This is a genomic window from Afifella sp. JA880 (assembly GCF_025379905.1).
Lineage (GTDB): Bacteria > Pseudomonadota > Alphaproteobacteria > Rhizobiales > Afifellaceae > Afifella > Afifella aestuarii.
In genome coordinates this window covers 336,881-354,568 of the sequence record NZ_JAOANH010000001.1, presented here as the reverse complement: position 1 = coordinate 354,568, position 17,688 = coordinate 336,881, and the positions used below count along the sequence as shown (strand labels likewise).

The following is a 17,688-nucleotide window of genomic DNA, read 5'->3' as shown; positions in this document are numbered from 1 at the left end:
CGTCAGATGCGGCCACGAATCCAGTCTCCTTGTTCCTCCTTTCTGAACGCATGATGACGGGGGAGCTCGCCGCTGCGGGGAAGAAGGGAGACGAAAGGGCACCGGGCATCCGCGCCATCGGCTTCGATGTCTTAACGTGACAGCAAGAAAGGCGCCCCGAATTGGGACACCTCAATACCGGCTGTCACACCGTTTCTTTACCCTGGGTCTCTAGTGTCCAACTCGTGGGGACGGAAGGGTTCTGCGTACGTCCCCGCCGATCACCTCCAGTCTGAGTGAGCGTTGGGGTAGAGCGGCCGATGGCAACCCGGCAGCGTAAACAGTCGAAGCTTAAGCCGCTTGCCCTTCCGTTGGGCTGCCTCCTTGTGCTCGCCTATTTTTCCTATCATGCCGTTGAAGGGCATTATGGATTGGAGGCACTGGAGACGCTGGAAGCGCGCAAGGTCGAGCTCAACAAAGAGCTCGACGAGCTACTTGCGAAGCGCGCCAAGCTCGAGCGCCGGGTCGCTCTTCTGCGTCCAGATAGCCTCGACCGCGATATGCTCGATGAGCGCGCACGTCAGGCGCTCAATCTCGTTCATCCCACAGATATCGTGATTTACGACGCAGCTGACGGCAGCTGAGCATCGGCTTTTGTCGAGGCGCTTTTTCCCCTTCCTCCGGTCCGTGGGACGGCATGCAACCCTGCCTGTCTTGCGAAACGGGTTTCCCCGCCCATTTTCCCGTAATAGTGTGCGGCAGAAATTTCAGGAGGACTGGAATGGCGGCAGCCAAGACCCCGTCACAGACGGGGACCGGCCAGCGTAGGTCACGCTCGCGCTCGCAAAACTCTTCCGCGAAGACCCGCGGGAAGGCGAATGAGAACGGAAATCCCCCGGTAGGTGCAACGGCCGAGCGGCCGAACACCGAGACCGCTGAGAAGTCGGCGTTCGATCCGATCGTCTTTTCCAAGGACGAGGATCTGAAGGCCTATCGCGAGATGCTTCTCGTGCGGCGATTCGAGGAGAAGGCAGGCCAGCTTTACGGCATGGGCCTGATCGGCGGATTCTGCCATCTCTATATCGGCCAGGAGGCCGTCGTCGTCGGCATGCAAATGGCGTTGAAGGAGGGGGATCAGGTCACCACCACCTATCGCGACCATGGGCACATGCTTGCGACAGGTATGGACCCAAAAGGCGTCATGGCGGAGCTGACGGGTCGTCGCAGCGGCTATTCGCACGGCAAGGGCGGCTCCATGCATATGTTCTCGCGGGAGAAGAACTTCTTCGGCGGACATGGCATCGTCGGCGCCTCGGTGCCGATCGGGACGGGCCTCGCCTTCGCGAATCGCTATCGCGAGAACGATTGCGTCTCGATCACCTATTTCGGCGATGGCGCAGCCAATCAGGGACAGGTCTACGAGAGCTTCAATATGGCGAAGCTCTGGAGCCTTCCCGTCATCTACGTGATCGAGAACAATCAGTACGGCATGGGCACATCGGTAGCGCGCGCTTCGGCCACGACTGAATTGTGCAAGCGGGGCGAATCCTTCGATATCCCGGGCCACCAGGTGGACGGGATGGATGTGCGGGCCGTGAAGGCCGCCGGTGATTTTGCCGCCGAGCATGCCCGCTCCGGCAAAGGCCCGATGATCCTCGAGATGCTCACCTACCGCTATCGCGGCCATTCGATGTCGGATCCGGCCAAATATCGCTCGAAGGAGGAGGTGCAGAAGATGCGCACCGAACACGATGCGATCGAGCAGGTGAAGAAGCGGCTGATGGAAAGCCACGGCATGAGCGAAGATGACGTGAAGGCCGTGGACAAGGAAATCCGCGGCGTCGTGAACCAGGCGGCGGAATTCGCCCAGAACGATCCCGAGCCCGATCCGTCCGAATTGTGGACGGACGTGTACGTAGAAGCGTGAGGCCCTGCTGAATGCCGACCGAGATTTTGATGCCGGCCCTGTCGCCGACCATGGAGGAGGGAAAACTCTCCAAATGGACGGTGAAGGAGGGCGACGAGGTCGCCGCCGGAGATGTGATCGCCGAGATCGAAACCGATAAGGCGACGATGGAGGTGGAAGCCGTCGACGAGGGCAAGATTGCCAAAATTCTCGTCGAAGAGGGCACCGACGCCGTCAAGGTCAATACGCCGATCGCGCTGTTGCTCGGCGAAGACGAAAACGAAAGCGATCTCGAAAAAGCCGCCTCTGGAGACAAGGGAAGCAAGGCCAATGGCGGCTCTGCTCCCGCGACGCCGGAGCCCGAGGCTAAGGGGAAGGAACCTCAAAAGGAGGACGAAAAGCTCGGCCGCAAGGACGGACCCGTCTCCGTGCTCGTGGCGATGGACAAAGCCGAGCCGCCAGAAGATCCGGACGTGCCCGAAGGCACCGAGTTCGAAGAACAGACGGTGCGTGAGGCGCTGCGTGACGCCATGGCCGAGGAGATGCGCCGCGATGGCGATGTCTTCGTCATGGGCGAGGAAGTGGCCGAATATCAGGGTGCCTACAAGGTTACCCAGGGGCTTCTCGACGAGTTCGGCGAACGCCGCGTCATCGATACGCCGATCACCGAGCATGGTTTCGCCGGCCTTGGCGTGGGGGCGGCGTTCGCCGGCCTGAAGCCGATCGTTGAATTCATGACCTTCAACTTCGCCATGCAGGCGATGGATCAGATCATCAATTCGGCCGCGAAGACGCTTTATATGGCAGGCGGTCAGATGGGCTGCCCGATGGTCTTCCGTGGGCCGAATGGTGCCGCCGCCCGCGTTGCTGCGCAGCACAGCCAGGATTACGCGGCCTGGTATTCGCAGATCCCGGGCCTCAAAGTCATCCAGCCGCATACGGCGGCCGACGCGAAGGGTCTTCTGAAGGCGGCGATCCGTGATCCAAATCCCGTGATCTTCCTGGAAAACGAGATCCTTTACGGCCAGTCGTTTCCTGTTCCGAAGCTCGATGATTTCGTCCTGCCGATCGGCAAGGCGAAAATCGCGCGCAAAGGCTCGGATGCGACGATCGTGTCCTTCGGCATCGGCATGACCCATGCCCTGAAGGCGGCGGAGCAACTGGCCGAACAGGGCATCGATTGCGAAGTGATCGACCTCAGAACGTTGCGGCCGCTCGATATCGAGACGGTCATCCGTTCCGTGAAGAAGACCAATCGCTGTGTGACGGTGGAAGAAGGCTGGCCGCAGAACTCGATCGGCTCCTGGATCGCCTCGCAGCTGATGGTGAAGGCCTTCGATCACCTCGACGCGCCAGTCTTGTCGGTGACCGGCAAAGATGTGCCGATGCCGTATGCTGCCAACCTTGAAAAGCTCGCTTTGCCGAGCGCCAAGGAGGTGGTCGAAGCCGTGAAAGCGGTGAGCTATGCCGACTAGGCTGGCATTCGGAGTTTTGGGCGGGGCTTCTCTTGCGGGCCCCGCTTGCTCCGATTCCAGCCATTTTATGTGGAGCTGAAAACGAGCGATGGTTGAGCCCGCGGAAAGACAGGCGACCTACGCCGATCTTCAGGCGGTCCCGTCGCATCTCGTCGCCGAGATCATCGACGGGACGCTCGTCACGCATCCACGGTCGACACCTCGGCACAGCGTCGCCTCGTCGGTGCTGGGCATGAAACTGGGCGGCTTTCAGCTGGGCGGTGATGGACCGGGGGGATGGGTCTTTATGGACGAACCCGAACTACACCTCGGCCACAATGTTATTGTGCCGGATATCGCCGGGTGGCGCCGCGAGCGCCTGTCGGTGCTGCCTGAGACGGCATATCTGGAGACGGCGCCGGACTGGGTTTGCGAGGTGATCTCGGCCTCGACCGAAACCTATGACCGGGTGTCGAAGCGCAGGATTTATGCCGGTGCCGGTGTCTCGCATCTCTGGCTGCTCGACCCGCGCTCCAAGGTTCTGGAGGTCTTCGCGCTCGCCGGCGACAGCTGGCTGCTCGTCGGCACCTTCCGCGACGGGGACAATGTCGCTGCGCCCCCGTTTGACGTCATGACGTTTCCGCTGAGTGCGCTCTGGCCGCTCGATGTCGAGGGCGAAGTCTCGCCCAACGCGCAATAAAGAATTTCCGGAGAACCGGTTTATGTCGATCAATATCCTGATGCCCGCCCTGTCGCCCACCATGGAGAAGGGCAATCTCGCCAAATGGCACGTCAAGGAGGGCGATGCGGTCGCTCCGGGCGATGTCATTGCCGAGATCGAGACTGACAAGGCGACCATGGAAGTGGAAGCCATCGATGAGGGCACGGTCGCCAAGATCCTGGTCAGCGAGGGAACCGAGGACGTCGCGGTCAACGATGTGATCGCCATTCTCGCCGAAGAGGGCGAGGACGCAGATGCCGTGGAAGCTCCGGCAGAGGAAGCCCCGGCCCCCGCAAACGGCACGGGGGCTGATGCTTCGCCTCCAGAGCCGAAAGAGACTGAGGGCGGTGAAGCGGTCCCGCGCGAGGGGCTGCATGACGCCGACGCTGCGGAAAAATCGAAACCATCTCGCGAGACGGAGAAGTCGAACGGCAAGTCGTCCGGCCGAATTTTTGCCTCGCCGCTGGCAAAGCGCCTCGCGAAGGAGAAGGGCCTGGATCTGTCGGCGCTTTCGGGTTCCGGCCCTCACGGGCGTATTGTCAAACACGACATCGAGGAAGCGGTCGAAAAGGGGGAAGGCCAGGCCGCTGCCCCGGCTGCCGCAGAAACGGCACCCGCATCCGCGCCGAAAACGCCGGCACCGGCCGGCATGGGCGACGAGCAGATCCGCAAAATGTTCGTCGAGGGCAGCTACGAAGTCGTGCCGCACGATTCTATGCGGCGCACCATTGCCCGCCGCCTGGTCGAAGCGAAGACCACGATCCCACATTTCTATCTGACAAGCGATTGCGAGATCGATGCGCTCCTGAAGCTGCGTTCCGAGATCAATGCGGCCGCACCCGCTATCGACGACAAGCCGGCCTATAAGCTGTCTGTGAACGACTTCGTCATCAAAGCGATGGCCATGGCGCTGCAGGCCGTGCCGGAGGCGAACGTCACCTGGACGCAAGAAGCGATGCTGAAGCACAAGGGATCCGATGTCGGCGTCGCCGTCTCGATCCCGGGTGGCCTGATCACGCCGGTGATCCGCGATGCGGAGAAGAAGACCCTTTCTGTCATCTCGAACGAAATGAAGGATATGGCGGGCCGCGCGCGGCAGCGGAAGTTGAAGCCTGAGGAATATCAGGGTGGAACGACTGCCGTCTCCAATCTCGGCATGTACGGCATCCGTGATTTTGCGGCCGTGATTAATCCGCCTCACGCGACTATCCTGGCCGTCGGTGCCGGCGAAAAACGCGCCGTCGTGCGCGAGGACAGGGTCACGGTCGCCTCGATCATGACGGTGACATTGTCGACGGACCATCGCGCAGTGGACGGTGCGCTGGGAGCCGAGATGCTTGCCGCTTTCAAGCGTTATATCGAGAACCCCATGACGTTGCTGATCTGAGCGGCACGGAGTTGATGCGTCTCATAAGTGACCGCCCGCGATTGCGGGCGGGACTGGCGGTTGCCGGCATCCTTGCCGTGACGGCCGCCATCCTCCTCGCCATGGGGCGGATCCCGATCTGCGAATGCGGTCGCGTCGAGCTCTGGTACGGAGATCCGAACGGACCGGGGAATTCCCAGCACCTGTCGGATTGGTACACGCCCTCGCATATCATCCACGGCTTCTTGTTCTACGGCGCGCTGTGGCTCCTGGCCCGGAACTGGTCGGCGATCAGGCCGATCGGAGTGCGTTTGGTCCTGGCGACTCTGGTCGAAGCGGCCTGGGAGATTGTCGAAAACTCGCCCTGGATCATCGATCGCTACCGCGAGGTGACGATCGCCGCCGGCTACAATGGCGACAGCGTCCTCAATTCTCTGTCGGACATCGTAGCGATGATGGCGGGCTTCTGGTTCGCACGCATATTGCCCGTATGGGCGACCGTGTTGATTGCCGTTGCCATGGAGCTCCTGGTCGGATGGCTGATCCGAGACAATCTCACATTGAATGTCTTGATGCTGTTGTGGCCGCTCGATGCGGTGCGCGAGTGGCAGGCGGGCGCGGCACCTCTTTGAAAGCTCGGCGGAAGCTATCTGGAGGGGCGGATCGAGCCGGTGATAATGCTGTCGTCGCGCTCGTCCCTTGCCGCCACAAGCGCTCCGGCATCCATCCTCTGCATCGCGAGTTCCGTCGCGAGTTTGTCGAGGCTATAGCTGGTGAGCTTGACACCGGCGACTGAGACGACGGCAATCAGCGCTGCAATCAGCGCATATTCGCTCGTACTGTTGCCGGCGTCGTCGCGCCAAAATCGTCTTGTGGAATCGCCCATATCCCATCCCCCTGGGTTCTCCACAAGATAGAGAAGAAGCCTTGCAGGATGGTAAACCGCGTGTTTCCGGCAACGGTGAAAATGCGCGGAAAATGGTGCGGCAGCTTTTGTCGCGCCCAGAACGTTGCATGCAGCAGGCTGAGATAGCGTGTTGTCGCGTGAGAGGGTCCCGGATGTTTCTGTCGGTTTTCGATATCTTCAAAATTGGCATCGGTCCGTCGTCGTCGCACACGATGGGGCCGATGGTGGCGGCGGGACGCTTTCTCAACCTCATCCGTGATGGCGATTGGCCGCGTCCTGCCGGCGTCGAGCCAGCGCGGCTCGCCGTCAGCCTGCACGGCTCGCTCGCGTTCACAGGCAAAGGCCACGGCAGCGACCGCGCGATCCTTCTTGGCCTGATGGGCGAGAGCCCTCGAGACATCGATCCATTCCGCATCAATGAGATCATTGCAGGGGTTCACGAAACCGGGATGGTGACCCCGGCGGGGCACCCGGCCTACCAGTTCAATCCCGGAAATGATCTTGTCTTCGACTTCGACACGCCGCTCCCTGGCCACGCGAACGGCATGCGGTTTTCGGCTTTTGCCGCCGATGGGCGCCGGCTCGTGCAACAGATCTATTATTCGGTCGGTGGCGGTTTCGTCGTCACCGATGAGGAACTGGCGCGCACCTCCGCTGACGATTCCCCGGTTACCGACACCTCTCCCGTACCTTATCCCTTCGCAAGTGCCAGGGAGATGCTGGCGATGGGAGAGAGCTCGGGGCTCAGCATCGCAGAGATGAAAGAGGCAAACGAACTCGCGCGCGGGCAGGAGAGCCAGGCTCTCGTCTCGGGCTTGGAGCGCATCTGGGACGAGATGCGCGCCTCGGTGGAGCGCGGGCTTTCGGGCGAAGGCGATTTGCCCGGTGGCCTTGGCGTCAAGCGCAGAGCGCGCGAACTCCATGATCGTCTGCAGCATGAGAGCGGTGCCAACGCGCTCCAGCCGCACCGCGTGATGGATTGGCTGAGCGTCTATGCCATGGCGGTCAACGAGGAGAACGCCGCCGGCGGCAAGATCGTCACCGCCCCGACGAACGGGGCGGCGGGGGTCGTCCCGGCGGTCGTCCATTATTACCTCGACCATTGTATCGGAGCATCGCGGGAGGGTGTGCGCACCTTCATTCTGACGGCGGCCGCGATCGGCGGCATCATCAAGCACAACGCGTCGATCTCGGGCGCTGAGGTCGGCTGTCAGGGGGAGGTGGGTTCGGCCTCTGCGATGGCGGCGGCTGGGCTCGCGGCGGCCCTCGGCGCCACCAATGCTCAGATCGAGAACGCTGCCGAAATCGCGCTTGAACACCATCTCGGCATGACCTGCGATCCGATTGCGGGACTCGTTCAGGTCCCCTGCATCGAGCGCAATGCGCTCGGGGCGGTGAAAGCTGTCACCGCCGCGTCTCTCGCCATGCGCGGCACCGGGGACCATTTCGTCCCCCTCGACAAGTGTATCGAGACGATGCGTCAGACCGGCCGCGACATGCACGAGAAGTACAAGGAAACCTCGAAGGGCGGTCTCGCGGTCAACGTCATCGAGTGCTGACGCCTCGGCTCTGCGTGCCCATGCGGGCCGTGGCTTGGTGTATCGCCCCGATCGTACGATTTTAGCCTGAAGCGACTGTTGAAGCTGGGGAGGGTGCCGGCTTTCCCCTTCACGGACGTTGCCGTCGGGACTAAATCGAAGGCATGGCGCTGCATCTTCTGAAGCTCTGTGTGGGCGCGGAATCAATCGACGACCTAAAGAACTGGATCGAACGGCGGCTTGCTGAGCGCGAGCAAGCTGGCGAGCCGGCTGAGCATGCCCATGTCACCCGCATGGTGCCGCGTCGCCGCGACGAGCTTCTGGCCGGCGGCTCCCTCTACTGGGTCATTAAAGGCAATGTGCAGGTGCGACAGCGCCTCTCGGATATCCGAGTCTTTCAGGACAGCGAAGGCGTTCAGCGCTGCCGTCTCGTGCTCGATCCGGAACTGGTGCCGACCGCCTGGCAGCCCCGGCGTGCCTTCCAGGGATGGCGCTATCTGAAGCCTGAAGATGCTCCTGCCGATCTCGGCGGCGATGTCGACGGCTTCGGGGAGCTTCCCGCAGACCTACGTGGCGAGCTGGCGGCGCTCGGCCTGCTGTAAGCGCTTTAGACCGCGATATTGTCGATGAGACGCGTGCCCCCCAGCCAGGCGGCTGCAAGGAGGCGGGCCGGACCATCCGAAAGCTCTGCGAGGGGCTGCAATGTCTCGCTGTGTCGGAGCGAAATGTAGTCGACGCGAAAACCCGCCTCACTCAGCCGCTCTTGGACGTCATTGACGGTGCTGCCGGCAGGGGCGCCTGCACGCAGAGCCTCTGCTGCCCCTTGCAGAGAGGAATAGATCAGCGGTGCCCTCCGGCGTTCTTCAGCACTCAGATAGGCGTTGCGCGAGGACAGGGCGAGCCCGTCGGCCTCACGTGCGGTCGGCGCCGCAACGATGCGCGTGGGCAGCCTCAGATCGCTCACCAGCCGCCGGACGACGAGCAGCTGCTGATAATCCTTTTCTCCGAACACCGCCTCGTCGGGAAAGCACGAGATCAGAAGCTTCGAGACGACGGTGGCGACACCCTCGAAGAAATGTGGGCGGAAATCGCTTTCCAGCCCTTCGCTCGGTCCGGCCACTTTGACTGTCGTGGCGTAGCCTGCGGGATACATTTCCTCGGCACTCGGCGCGAAAACCAACGGCACGCCGACCCTTCCAAGCGCCTCCAGGTCCGCTTCCGGGCGCCTTGGATAGCGAGAGAAATCCTCTTCGGGTCCAAACTGCGTCGGATTGACGAAGATGCTCACCACCACCCGGTCGCAGCGTTCTGCCGCAAGCTCCACGAGTTGGAGATGACCGGAATGCAAGGCGCCCATCGTGGGCACCAGTGCGATCGTTTCGTCAGCGGCACGCCAGCTGTCGATCCGGTCCCTGAGATTGGCGATACTCGTCGCGATATCGGGATGCACGTCGATCCTCGGATATGTGAAAGCTGCCGAAGCGGTAATCGGCCATGCTGACTTGCGCAAGGTGCCGCGCAGACCACATCCTGCGAAAAGGAGATGCGCAAGGCGATGACCAAGGGCAAAGACATCACGACCCCCGGACGGGATCTTCCGTCTGAGAAAAGCCGCTCGAGCCGCGGCGAAATCGACGCATTTTTGAAACAGGCGAACAGCCTTGCACCGGTGAGCGGCGATGCGCGCGGCCGCCTGGTCTTCGCGCTCGATGCCACGATGAGCCGTCAACCTACCTGGGATCTCGCCTGCGGCTTGCAGGCCGAAATGTTCAAGGCCGCGGCCGATGTCGGCGGGCTGACCGTGCAGCTTGTCTTTTTCCGCGGCTTCGGCGAATGCCGTGCCTCCCGCTGGGTTGCCGACCCAGAGGCCTTGCGGGACTTGATGGTCCGGATCGGCTGCCGCGGGGGCAAAACTCAGATCAAGAAAGTGCTCGCGCACACCCGCCGCGAGACCGAGAAGAGGCCGATTGCCGCTCTCGTTTATGTGGGCGATGCGATGGAAGAGGAGGTCGACGAATTGTCGAATATCGCCGGCGAACTCGGTCTCCTCGGCGTGCGCGCGTTCATGTTTCACGAAGGGCGGGACCCGCGTGCCGAAGCGGCGTTCCGCGAGATCGCGCGCCTGACGCGGGGCGCCTATCTGCCGTTCAATTCAGCCTCAGCGTCAGAGCTGAAAGACCTGCTTGGGGCGGTCGCGACTTATGCTGCAGGCGGCCTCAAAGCCCTGGAAGCATCGGGCTCGTCTGCGGCGCGTCGGCTGTTGCCATCGCTGAAGTGAGCCCACGATGATCAGAGGCCTTTTCATCCTGATCGCGGCTGTGGCCGCGATCTATCTGCTCTTTCGCGTCTTCTTGACGGCGTCTCCGGCAAGGCTTGCGGGGACGGTGCGTCTAGGGGCGGGGATCGCTCTAGGGCTCGTTGCCCTCGGCCTTTTGATCGTGGGCCAGTTTGCATTTGCCCTTCCGGTCGCGATCTTTGCGTTCTCGCTTTTGCGCAAGAGCTGGGCACGGCGAGGAGGGGCTGCAAGGAACCAGTCGACGGTGCGCTCGGCCGGGTTTGAGATGACCCTCGATCATGCGACCGGCGAGCTCGATGGCACGGTTCTGGCCGGGCGCTACGAGGGGCGGCTCTTGTCGGAACTCACGTTTGAGGAACTCACCTTGGTCGCCCGCGATATGACGGGCGACCCGGAATCACTCAGGCTTCTGGAAAGTTATCTCGACCGGGCGCATCCCCGATGGCGAGACGACATGCAGGCTGATGCCGACATGGGGGCAGGCCCGGCGCGCAGCGCGAGCGGAATGAGCACGCAGGAAGCCTATGATATTCTTGGGCTTCAGACGGGCGCCGGCGAGGCGGAAATCCGCCAGGCCCATCGACGGCTGATGAAGCAGGTCCATCCCGACCGCGGCGGCTCCGCCGCTCTGGCTGCCAGAATCAACCAAGCCAAAGAGTGGCTTTTGAGAGAACACCGCTGAACTCCGTTTACGCAACGAACACTCCAGAGGACGGGGTCAGTTCGGCAGGGCGAGGCAGGAGAAGGACTTGCGCTTCAAGCTTGCGCAGGCAGCGCGCGCTTCGTTCTTTCCGGAAAAGCCGGCGAAGCGGGCGCGGTAGAGCGTCTCACCGCTCTTCTCGACCGGCTGCGTGAACGGGGTCGCCGAGGCGAGCACTGTTCCACCATTGCGCTTGGCTTTGTCCAGGAGGGTGCGTGCGCCTTCCTCGCTCGGCGTTGCGCCGATCTGGATGTGCCATCCGCCAGGTGCAAGGCGCGGTTCCGAATAGCCCCTGCGCGTCCGGACCGAAACGAGCGGCTCCTCGTCTGCCGCACCTTCAGCTGCGTGCAAGGCGGGTTGCCCGAGAGCTGCGGCGCGGCGGTCTGCCATCCGCGTGAGGGCGGCAATCGGATCTTCTCCGGCAGTGTCGGATGCATAGGCGAGGCGAGCGACCTCCGTCGCCTCCTCGATGCGTGCGGCGATCGGATCGTAGCCGCTTGCGAGCTGCCGCGGCGCTGCGGGCCTGTTGGCCGGGGCCGAGACTGCGAGGATCGCGGCCTGCGCTGAGTCACCGCTGCTGATGCCGGGAGCGGCCGAAGCAAACGCCATCGTAGGTGCGAGTGCGGGCCGTGCATGCGGAAGCCGCGACGGCTCGGGAACATGCGCAACGACCATCGGCGCGGTCCGGAGGCCAGGCTTGGCATCGTCGAGGTAACGATGGATGAGATCGACCATATGAGCGTTTCGGGAGGCGCCGCTGCGTCCGCCCATCACCACGGCAATGATATGGCGACCGTCGCGCTCAACCGACGTGACGAGGTTGAAGCCCGAGTCACGAGTGTAGCCGGTCTTGATACCGTTCATGCCGTTCACCTTGCCGAGAAGGTGATTGGTGTTGCGGTATGTGCGTCCCTTCCAGGTGAAGGTGCGGGTGCCGAAATATTTGAAATAGCGGGGGAAGCGATCGTGGAGCGCGAGGCCGAGGCGGGCCATGTCGTGCGCGGTGGTCATCTGTTCGGAGTTGGGCAGGCCGTTCGCCGTGCGAAAGGTGGTGGAGATCATTCCGAGGCTATGGGCTTTCGAGGTCATCTTGCGGGCGAAAGCCGCTTCGGAGCCCGAGATGTTCTCAGCCACGACCACTGCGACGTCGTTTGCCGACTTCACGCAGAGAGCCTTGATGGCATCTTCGACCCGGATCGTCTGACCCGGGCGCAAGCCGAGCTTGGAAGGCGGACGGCTTGCCGCTTCCTTGGAAACCTTGAGCTGGCTGTTGAGGCTGAGACGACCGCTGTCGAGCTCCTCGAAGAGGAGGTAGAGGGTCATCATCTTCGTCAGGGATGCAGGATAACGCAGCTCATCGGCGCGATCCTCATAAAGGATACGCCCAGTCTTCGCGTCCATCACGAGACCAGCGTATTTCTCATTGGCCGAGGCGCTGCCTGCGAACGCAACAAGGAAAACCGCCACGGCAATGGTCACCCATGTGCCCGAGCGCAAGATTCCTTCGACCGGATTTAGACGACCCTGTCTCAATTTTGACCCCACTGACGTCAGCCGCACGGGAGCCTATGACGCCGTTACCCCTTGATCCTCCGTGCTTATGCTTGCCCCAAGCTAGGAGGAGCGTCGTTACCGGACGGTAAACAGACGCCATTTTGATTGCACTGAATTGCGTGCGAATGGCAACCGGGCGGGAGCCTTTTTCATGTTGCGTTGCAACATATCGCTTGCGAATTTTGTGCGATGCACATATATGGAAGTCACGCACCAGCGGAGCCGGACGATGGGCCCGTGTAGCGCCACTTACTTGGGGGTTTGTGATGACCAACGCATTTGAAGATTTGCAGAAAATGAGCACGCTCGGCATGGATAAAGCGATGCAGAGCTTCGGTTTGGTGTCGAAGCGGATGCAGGCCATTGCCGCGGAGACGGCGGACTATTCCAAGAAGTCGTTCGAGGATACGGCGGCTCACGTGGAAAGCCTGATGGGCGTCAATTCGCTCGACAAAGCGATCGAAGCCCAGACGCAATATGCGCGGTCGAGCTACGAGGGTGCTGTTGCTCAGGCGACCCGCATCGGCGAGCTCTACGTCGACCTCGCCCGCGACATGATCAAGCCGTTCGAGGACTTCGCCGCAAAGCGCGCCTGAACGAGGCGCCAGACTTTCCAGTCTCTCAAAGCCCGGCCTTGGTCGGGCTTTTTTGTTGCCCGGTTTGTGCGGGGGCATGTCGCCTGTGACATGTCCCACGCGACCGGGCGTTTTTTATTTCCTGCATCTCCACCCCTACCCACCGCCCCATTACGGCTCTAACATTCTAGCCGTGCCTACCTAAATAAGGCTGGCAGGAGGGTATGATCAGGGGAGACCGAGGCGTTTCATGGCCAAAGACGACCGCGACGATTCCGGCAACAAAAATGGCACCGGGACGGTTGTCGTCACGAAGACGAAGCCGAAAACCCAGCGTCCGAACCTCTATCGCGTCCTTCTCCTGAACGACGATTACACGCCGATGGAGTTCGTCGTGCACGTTTTGATGCGTTTCTTCCAGAAGAACCAGGAAGCGGCGACGCAGATCATGCTTCACGTGCACAACAACGGCGTCGGTGAGTGCGGCGTGTTCACTTACGAGGTGGCAGAGACAAAAGTGACTCAGGTGATGGACTTTGCACGCCAGCACCAGCATCCTCTGCAATGCGTAATGGAAAAGAAGTAGCGAACGGAGTCGATCGGAAGGGCTATAACGTGCCATCATTTTCCCGCTCACTGGAGCTGGCGCTGCACAGAGCGCTCGCTTCCGCAAACGAACGTAGTCAGGAATACGCAACGCTTGAGCATCTGCTCTTGGCGCTCGTCGATGACAAAGACGCCGCCGCCGTCATGCGCGCTTGCGGTGTCGATCTGGACCGGTTGAAAGCTGATCTGACGGAATACGTCGATACAGAGCTTGCCAACCTCGTGAGCCAGACGGAGGACGATTCAAAGCCGACAGCCGGCTTCCAACGCGTCATCCAGCGTGCCGTCATCCACGTTCAATCCTCCGGCCGTGAAGAAGTGACGGGAGCCAATGTGCTCGTTGCGATCTTCGCGGAGCGTGAGAGCCATGCGGCCTATTTCCTGCAAGAGCAGGATATGACGCGCTACGACGCGGTGAATTATATCTCGCACGGCATTGCGAAACGTCCCGGCCTTTCGGAGCCGCGGCCGTCGAAGGGCGCTCCGGAGACCCCGGGAAAGGCCGCGCCGGACGAGGAGGGCGAGGCTTCCGCTGGCAACGCGCTCGACGCCTGGTGCGTCAACCTCAACGAAAAGGCCATCCGCGGGAAAATCGATCCCTTGATCGGCCGTGAAGGCGAGGTGCGGCGGACGATCCAGGTCCTGTGCCGGCGCTCGAAGAACAACCCGCTCTATGTCGGCGATCCCGGCGTCGGAAAGACGGCCATTGCCGAGGGGCTGGCCAAGCGCATCGTGGAAGGCAATGTGCCGGACGTTCTCAAGGACGCCACGATCTTTGCCCTCGACATGGGCGCTCTTCTTGCTGGCACGCGGTATCGTGGCGACTTTGAGGAGCGTCTGAAGCAGGTCATCAAGGAGATCGAGGCGTTTCCGGGCGCGGTGATGTTCATCGACGAGATCCATACCGTGATCGGTGCTGGTGCCACGTCGGGCGGCGCGATGGATGCGTCGAACCTCTTGAAGCCGGCTCTGGCTTCCGGTTCGATCCGCTGCATCGGCTCCACCACCTACAAGGAATATCGCCAGTTCTTCGAGAAGGACCGGGCGCTTGTCCGGCGCTTCCAGAAGATCGACGTGAACGAGCCTTCGATCCCAGACACCGTCGACATCCTCAAAGGCCTGAAGCCTTATTTCGAGGAGCATCACGAGGTTCGCTACACCAACGATGCCATCCGCACGGCGGTGGAGCTCTCGGCCCGCTATATCAACGACCGCAAGCTCCCTGACAAAGCGATCGATGTCATCGACGAGAGCGGTGCCTCGCAGAAGCTGATGCCGGAGAGCCGGCGCAAGAAGCTGATTGGCGTGAAGGAGATCGAATCCACGATCGCGACCATGGCGCGGATTCCGCCGAAGTCGGTCTCGAAGGACGATGCGGAGGTGCTCCAGCATCTGGAGACCAACCTGAAGCGCGTCGTGTTCGGGCAGGAGCAGGCGATCGAAGCGCTTTCCTCGGCGATCAAGCTCGCACGTGCGGGCCTGCGCGAACCGGAGAAGCCGATCGGCAACTACCTCTTCTCCGGCCCGACCGGCGTCGGCAAGACGGAAGTGGCGCGTCAGCTCGCGGATCTGCTCGGTGTGCATCTCCTGCGTTTCGACATGTCGGAATATATGGAACGGCACACCGTCTCGCGTCTGATCGGTGCGCCTCCAGGCTATGTTGGCTTCGATCAGGGCGGCATCCTGACGGATGGCATCGACCAGCACCCGCATTGCGTGCTCCTGCTCGACGAGATCGAGAAGGCGCACCCGGATATCTTCAATATTCTTCTGCAGGTGATGGATCACGGCAAGCTGACCGATCACAACGGCAAGCAGGTCGACTTCCGCAACGTCATCCTCATCATGACGACCAATGCGGGAGCCGCCGATCTCGCCAAGCCGGCGATCGGGTTTGCATCAAGCAAGCGCACCGGCGACGACGAGGAGGCGATCAACCGCCTGTTCACGCCGGAATTCCGCAACCGTCTCGACGCGACGATCGCGTTTGGCTCGCTGCCGCCGGCGGTGGTCAACATGATCGTGCAGAAGTTTATTCTGCAACTGGAGGCACAGCTCGCCGATCGTGGCGTCACCTTCGAGCTCGACGAGGCGGCCACGACCTGGCTTGCCGAGAACGGCTACGACGAACGCATGGGTGCTCGCCCGCTTGGCCGCCTCATCCAGGAGGTGATCAAGAAGCCTCTGGCCGAAGAGGTGCTGTTCGGGCGCTTGCAGAAGGGCGGCATCGTCAAGGTGACGGTTGAGGAGAAGGAAGACGGGACCACGGGCCTGAAGCTCGAATCGATCCCGGACGAAAATGCCCGGCCGAAGCCGAAGCCCGCGCTGAAGAGCAAGAGTTCGACCAAGCGTACCAAAGCCGAAAGCAAGAAACCGCCGAAGAAGGGCGGAGGCTCGGTGCCGAGCGTGCCATTGAAAGTGGAGTAAGACCCTCAAAGAGGACGGTGGGCGGCAGGCCCATCGTCCTCTTCTCCAAAGCGGGCCGGTTCGCCTTCTGGCGCGCCGGCTTTTCCATGCAGCGCCCGGCGATGTTCCGTCTCGGGACGTTCGCGATCCTCCCGCCATCTCCCGAAGAATGCAGGAGCCAATGCGCGACGAAGATACAGGACTGCGCTGGTTCCTGCGCGGAGTGGGCGGCATCGTCTCGGTGCCAGCCTTTATTCTGATGGCGTCTTTCATCGGTTTCGGGGTCTTGTGCCGGGAATCGGGGATCACTCTCGGGCAGGCCGTCTTCATGACAGGCTTCGTCTGGGCTTTGCCGAGCCAGCTCGTGCTCGTGGGCGCCATGGCGGCGGGAACATCTGTCGTCGTTGCAGGCGTTGCCGTTGCGCTCTCCGCCATCCGTCTGATGCCGATGACGGCGGCATGGGTGCCACTTGTGCGTGGCCCGAAGACCCGCAAATGGCAGCTCATCCTCATGTCTCACTGCGTTGCCGTGACGGCCTGGGTATGGAGCGTGATGCGCCTGCGTGACACGCCGCCGGACAAGCGTGCGGCCTATTTCGCCGGGTTTGGTGCGACCCTCATCTCCGTCAATGTCTGCATCACTGCGATCAGCTACGCAAGTGCCGCTTCTCTGCCGCCGCTTTTGGCTGCTGGCCTCTTCTTCCTCACGCCGATGTATTTTTTGACGGCTCTGACGGCCTCTGCGCGCCTTGCCGCCGAGCGTTTCGCGCTCGTCTTTGGGCTTGTGCTGGGGCCTGTCTTGCGGGCGTCAGGGATTGGCCTCGATCTCCTTTGGGCCGGAGTGATCGGCGGAACTCTCGCCTTTGCAGCCCACAAGCTTCTGCACGCCAAGCAGGCCGGCTCATGACGCAAAGCGAGTTTAGCCCGTATCTCTTCATTCTGATCGCCGGCACATGCGCGACAGATATCTGGCGCTGGCTCGGCGTCCTCGTCGGCGCGCGCCTCAAGGAAGAATCGGACCTTCTCTTATGGGTGCGGGCCGTCGCGACGGCTCTTGTCGCTGGCGTCATCGGCAATCTGATCGTTTCGCCGAGCGGGGCTCTCGCTGAAGTGCCGCTTTTGATCCGACTGGGGGCGGGCGCTTTTGGCTATGTGGCTTTCTGGTTCGGCCGGAAGAGCGTTCTTGTCGGAGTGCTCGCCGCAGAGGCGGCGCTGCTCGGCGCCGCCTGGGCTTTCAGCGCTCTGTGATCAAGCTCCACCAAGGGCGGCTTTGATCTTCATCGCCTGCTCCTGAAGGACGGCCTGATCGGCCATGTCGCCGCTATGCGGCTTCAACTCGACGCCCTCAAAGCGCGGCAGAACGTGGAAGTGCGTGTGGAAAATCACCTGACCGCCGGCCGGCTCGGAAAACTGGCTGATCGTCAGACCATCCGCTTCAAAGGCTTTGACCACGGCGCGGCCGAGCCTTTGCACGGTGGCCATCAGGTTCTGCAGATCGTTCAGGTCGATATCGAGAATGTTGCGCGACGGCGCCTTCGGAATGACCAGGCAGTGACCGTCGCCACGGGGCATGATGTCCATGATGGCGAGCGTGTGGTCGTCCTCGAAGAGCTTGATCGCCGGGATCTCGCCGCGGAGGATTTTGGCGAAGACATTGTCGTTGTCGTAGGGTTGGCTCAT

Annotated in this window: 19 protein-coding genes; 15 read left to right on the top strand and 4 right to left on the bottom strand. The window is 62.0% G+C overall.

The features are described from left to right. Nucleotides 1–299: 299 nt before the first annotated feature. The 6 genes from NYQ83_RS01740 to NYQ83_RS01715 all read left to right on the top strand — a co-directional run bounded on the left by NYQ83_RS01740 (nt 300) and on the right by NYQ83_RS01715 (nt 6,058). Nucleotides 300–623, top strand: coding sequence for an FtsB family cell division protein (locus tag NYQ83_RS01740; protein WP_092812511.1), 324 nt, complete (start codon nt 300–302; stop codon nt 621–623). A gap of 137 nt (nt 624–760) precedes the next feature. Next, on the top strand, nt 761–1,906 hold the full coding sequence (gene pdhA, locus NYQ83_RS01735) for a pyruvate dehydrogenase (acetyl-transferring) E1 component subunit alpha (protein ID WP_092812509.1): 1,146 nt from the start codon (nt 761–763) through the stop codon (nt 1,904–1,906). A gap of 11 nt (nt 1,907–1,917) precedes the next feature. After that, nucleotides 1,918–3,360, top strand: coding sequence for a pyruvate dehydrogenase complex E1 component subunit beta (locus NYQ83_RS01730; RefSeq protein ID WP_128293981.1), 1,443 nt, complete (start codon nt 1,918–1,920; stop codon nt 3,358–3,360). 88 nt (nt 3,361–3,448) lie between these two features. Further along, entirely contained in the window at nt 3,449–4,039 is a 591-nt protein-coding gene (locus tag NYQ83_RS01725) for a Uma2 family endonuclease (RefSeq protein WP_261211805.1), read from the top strand. A gap of 22 nt (nt 4,040–4,061) precedes the next feature. Then, nucleotides 4,062–5,447, top strand: coding sequence for a pyruvate dehydrogenase complex dihydrolipoamide acetyltransferase (locus NYQ83_RS01720; protein ID WP_261211804.1), 1,386 nt, complete (start codon nt 4,062–4,064; stop codon nt 5,445–5,447). A 14-nt stretch (nt 5,448–5,461) separates the two neighbouring features. After that, a complete protein-coding gene (locus tag NYQ83_RS01715; RefSeq protein WP_261211803.1) occupies nt 5,462–6,058 on the top strand; it encodes a DUF2585 domain-containing protein in 597 nt (198 codons plus the stop codon). A gap of 14 nt (nt 6,059–6,072) precedes the next feature. Here NYQ83_RS01715 and NYQ83_RS01710 read toward each other — a convergent pair whose 3' ends face one another. After that, on the bottom strand, nt 6,073–6,312 hold the full coding sequence (locus NYQ83_RS01710) for a Flp family type IVb pilin (RefSeq protein ID WP_261211802.1): 240 nt from the start codon (nt 6,310–6,312) through the stop codon (nt 6,073–6,075). A gap of 173 nt (nt 6,313–6,485) precedes the next feature. On the opposite strand from NYQ83_RS01710, the gene NYQ83_RS01705 reads away from it, so the two are divergent. Further along, a complete protein-coding gene (locus tag NYQ83_RS01705) occupies nt 6,486–7,892 on the top strand; it encodes an L-serine ammonia-lyase (protein ID WP_128293985.1) in 1,407 nt (468 codons plus the stop codon). A gap of 143 nt (nt 7,893–8,035) precedes the next feature. Beyond that, nucleotides 8,036–8,473, top strand: coding sequence for a DUF1489 family protein (locus tag NYQ83_RS01700; RefSeq protein WP_128293986.1), 438 nt, complete (start codon nt 8,036–8,038; stop codon nt 8,471–8,473). Between the two features lie 5 nt (nt 8,474–8,478). Here the strand turns inward: NYQ83_RS01700 and panC are convergent, their stop codons facing one another. Beyond that, entirely contained in the window at nt 8,479–9,327 is an 849-nt protein-coding gene (panC, locus tag NYQ83_RS01695) for a pantoate--beta-alanine ligase (RefSeq protein ID WP_409976972.1), read from the bottom strand. A gap of 99 nt (nt 9,328–9,426) precedes the next feature. Here panC and NYQ83_RS01690 point away from each other — a divergent pair, with 99 nt between their 5' ends. Together NYQ83_RS01690 and NYQ83_RS01685 are read left to right on the top strand one after the other, a co-directional pair. Next, nucleotides 9,427–10,149 (top strand): VWA domain-containing protein, encoded by a 723-nt coding sequence (locus NYQ83_RS01690; protein ID WP_261211800.1) that lies wholly within the window; start codon nt 9,427–9,429, stop codon nt 10,147–10,149. A 7-nt stretch (nt 10,150–10,156) separates the two neighbouring features. Then, nucleotides 10,157–10,849: a DnaJ domain-containing protein gene (locus NYQ83_RS01685; RefSeq protein ID WP_261211796.1), complete on the top strand. Its 693-nt coding sequence runs from the start codon at nt 10,157–10,159 to the stop codon at nt 10,847–10,849. A gap of 36 nt (nt 10,850–10,885) precedes the next feature. Here NYQ83_RS01685 and NYQ83_RS01680 read toward each other — a convergent pair whose 3' ends face one another. Further along, entirely contained in the window at nt 10,886–12,364 is a 1,479-nt protein-coding gene (locus NYQ83_RS01680; protein WP_261211795.1) for an SPOR domain-containing protein, read from the bottom strand. A 323-nt stretch (nt 12,365–12,687) separates the two neighbouring features. Between NYQ83_RS01680 and NYQ83_RS01675 the strand changes: the two genes are divergently transcribed. The 5 genes from NYQ83_RS01675 to NYQ83_RS01655 all read left to right on the top strand — a co-directional run bounded on the left by NYQ83_RS01675 (nt 12,688) and on the right by NYQ83_RS01655 (nt 17,256). Beyond that, entirely contained in the window at nt 12,688–13,017 is a 330-nt protein-coding gene (locus NYQ83_RS01675; protein WP_092812491.1) for a phasin family protein, read from the top strand. A gap of 229 nt (nt 13,018–13,246) precedes the next feature. Beyond that, the gene (gene clpS, locus NYQ83_RS01670) at nt 13,247–13,582 is read left to right on the top strand and encodes an ATP-dependent Clp protease adapter ClpS (protein WP_092812489.1); all 336 of its coding nucleotides are present in this window, start codon (nt 13,247–13,249) and stop codon (nt 13,580–13,582) included. 29 nt (nt 13,583–13,611) lie between these two features. Continuing rightward, nucleotides 13,612–16,029 (top strand): ATP-dependent Clp protease ATP-binding subunit ClpA, encoded by a 2,418-nt coding sequence (gene clpA / locus NYQ83_RS01665; RefSeq protein WP_234627894.1) that lies wholly within the window; start codon nt 13,612–13,614, stop codon nt 16,027–16,029. Between the two features lie 160 nt (nt 16,030–16,189). Then, a complete protein-coding gene (locus NYQ83_RS01660; protein WP_261211788.1) occupies nt 16,190–16,915 on the top strand; it encodes an AzlC family ABC transporter permease in 726 nt (241 codons plus the stop codon). After that, nucleotides 16,912–17,256: an AzlD domain-containing protein gene (locus NYQ83_RS01655; RefSeq protein ID WP_128293992.1), complete on the top strand. Its 345-nt coding sequence runs from the start codon at nt 16,912–16,914 to the stop codon at nt 17,254–17,256. The genes NYQ83_RS01660 and NYQ83_RS01655 overlap by 4 nt, the downstream gene beginning before the upstream one ends. On the opposite strand, the gene NYQ83_RS01650 is transcribed toward NYQ83_RS01655, so the two are convergent. Further along, nucleotides 17,257–17,688, bottom strand: a complete 432-nt coding sequence (locus NYQ83_RS01650; RefSeq protein WP_128293993.1) for an HIT family protein — start codon at nt 17,686–17,688, stop codon at nt 17,257–17,259.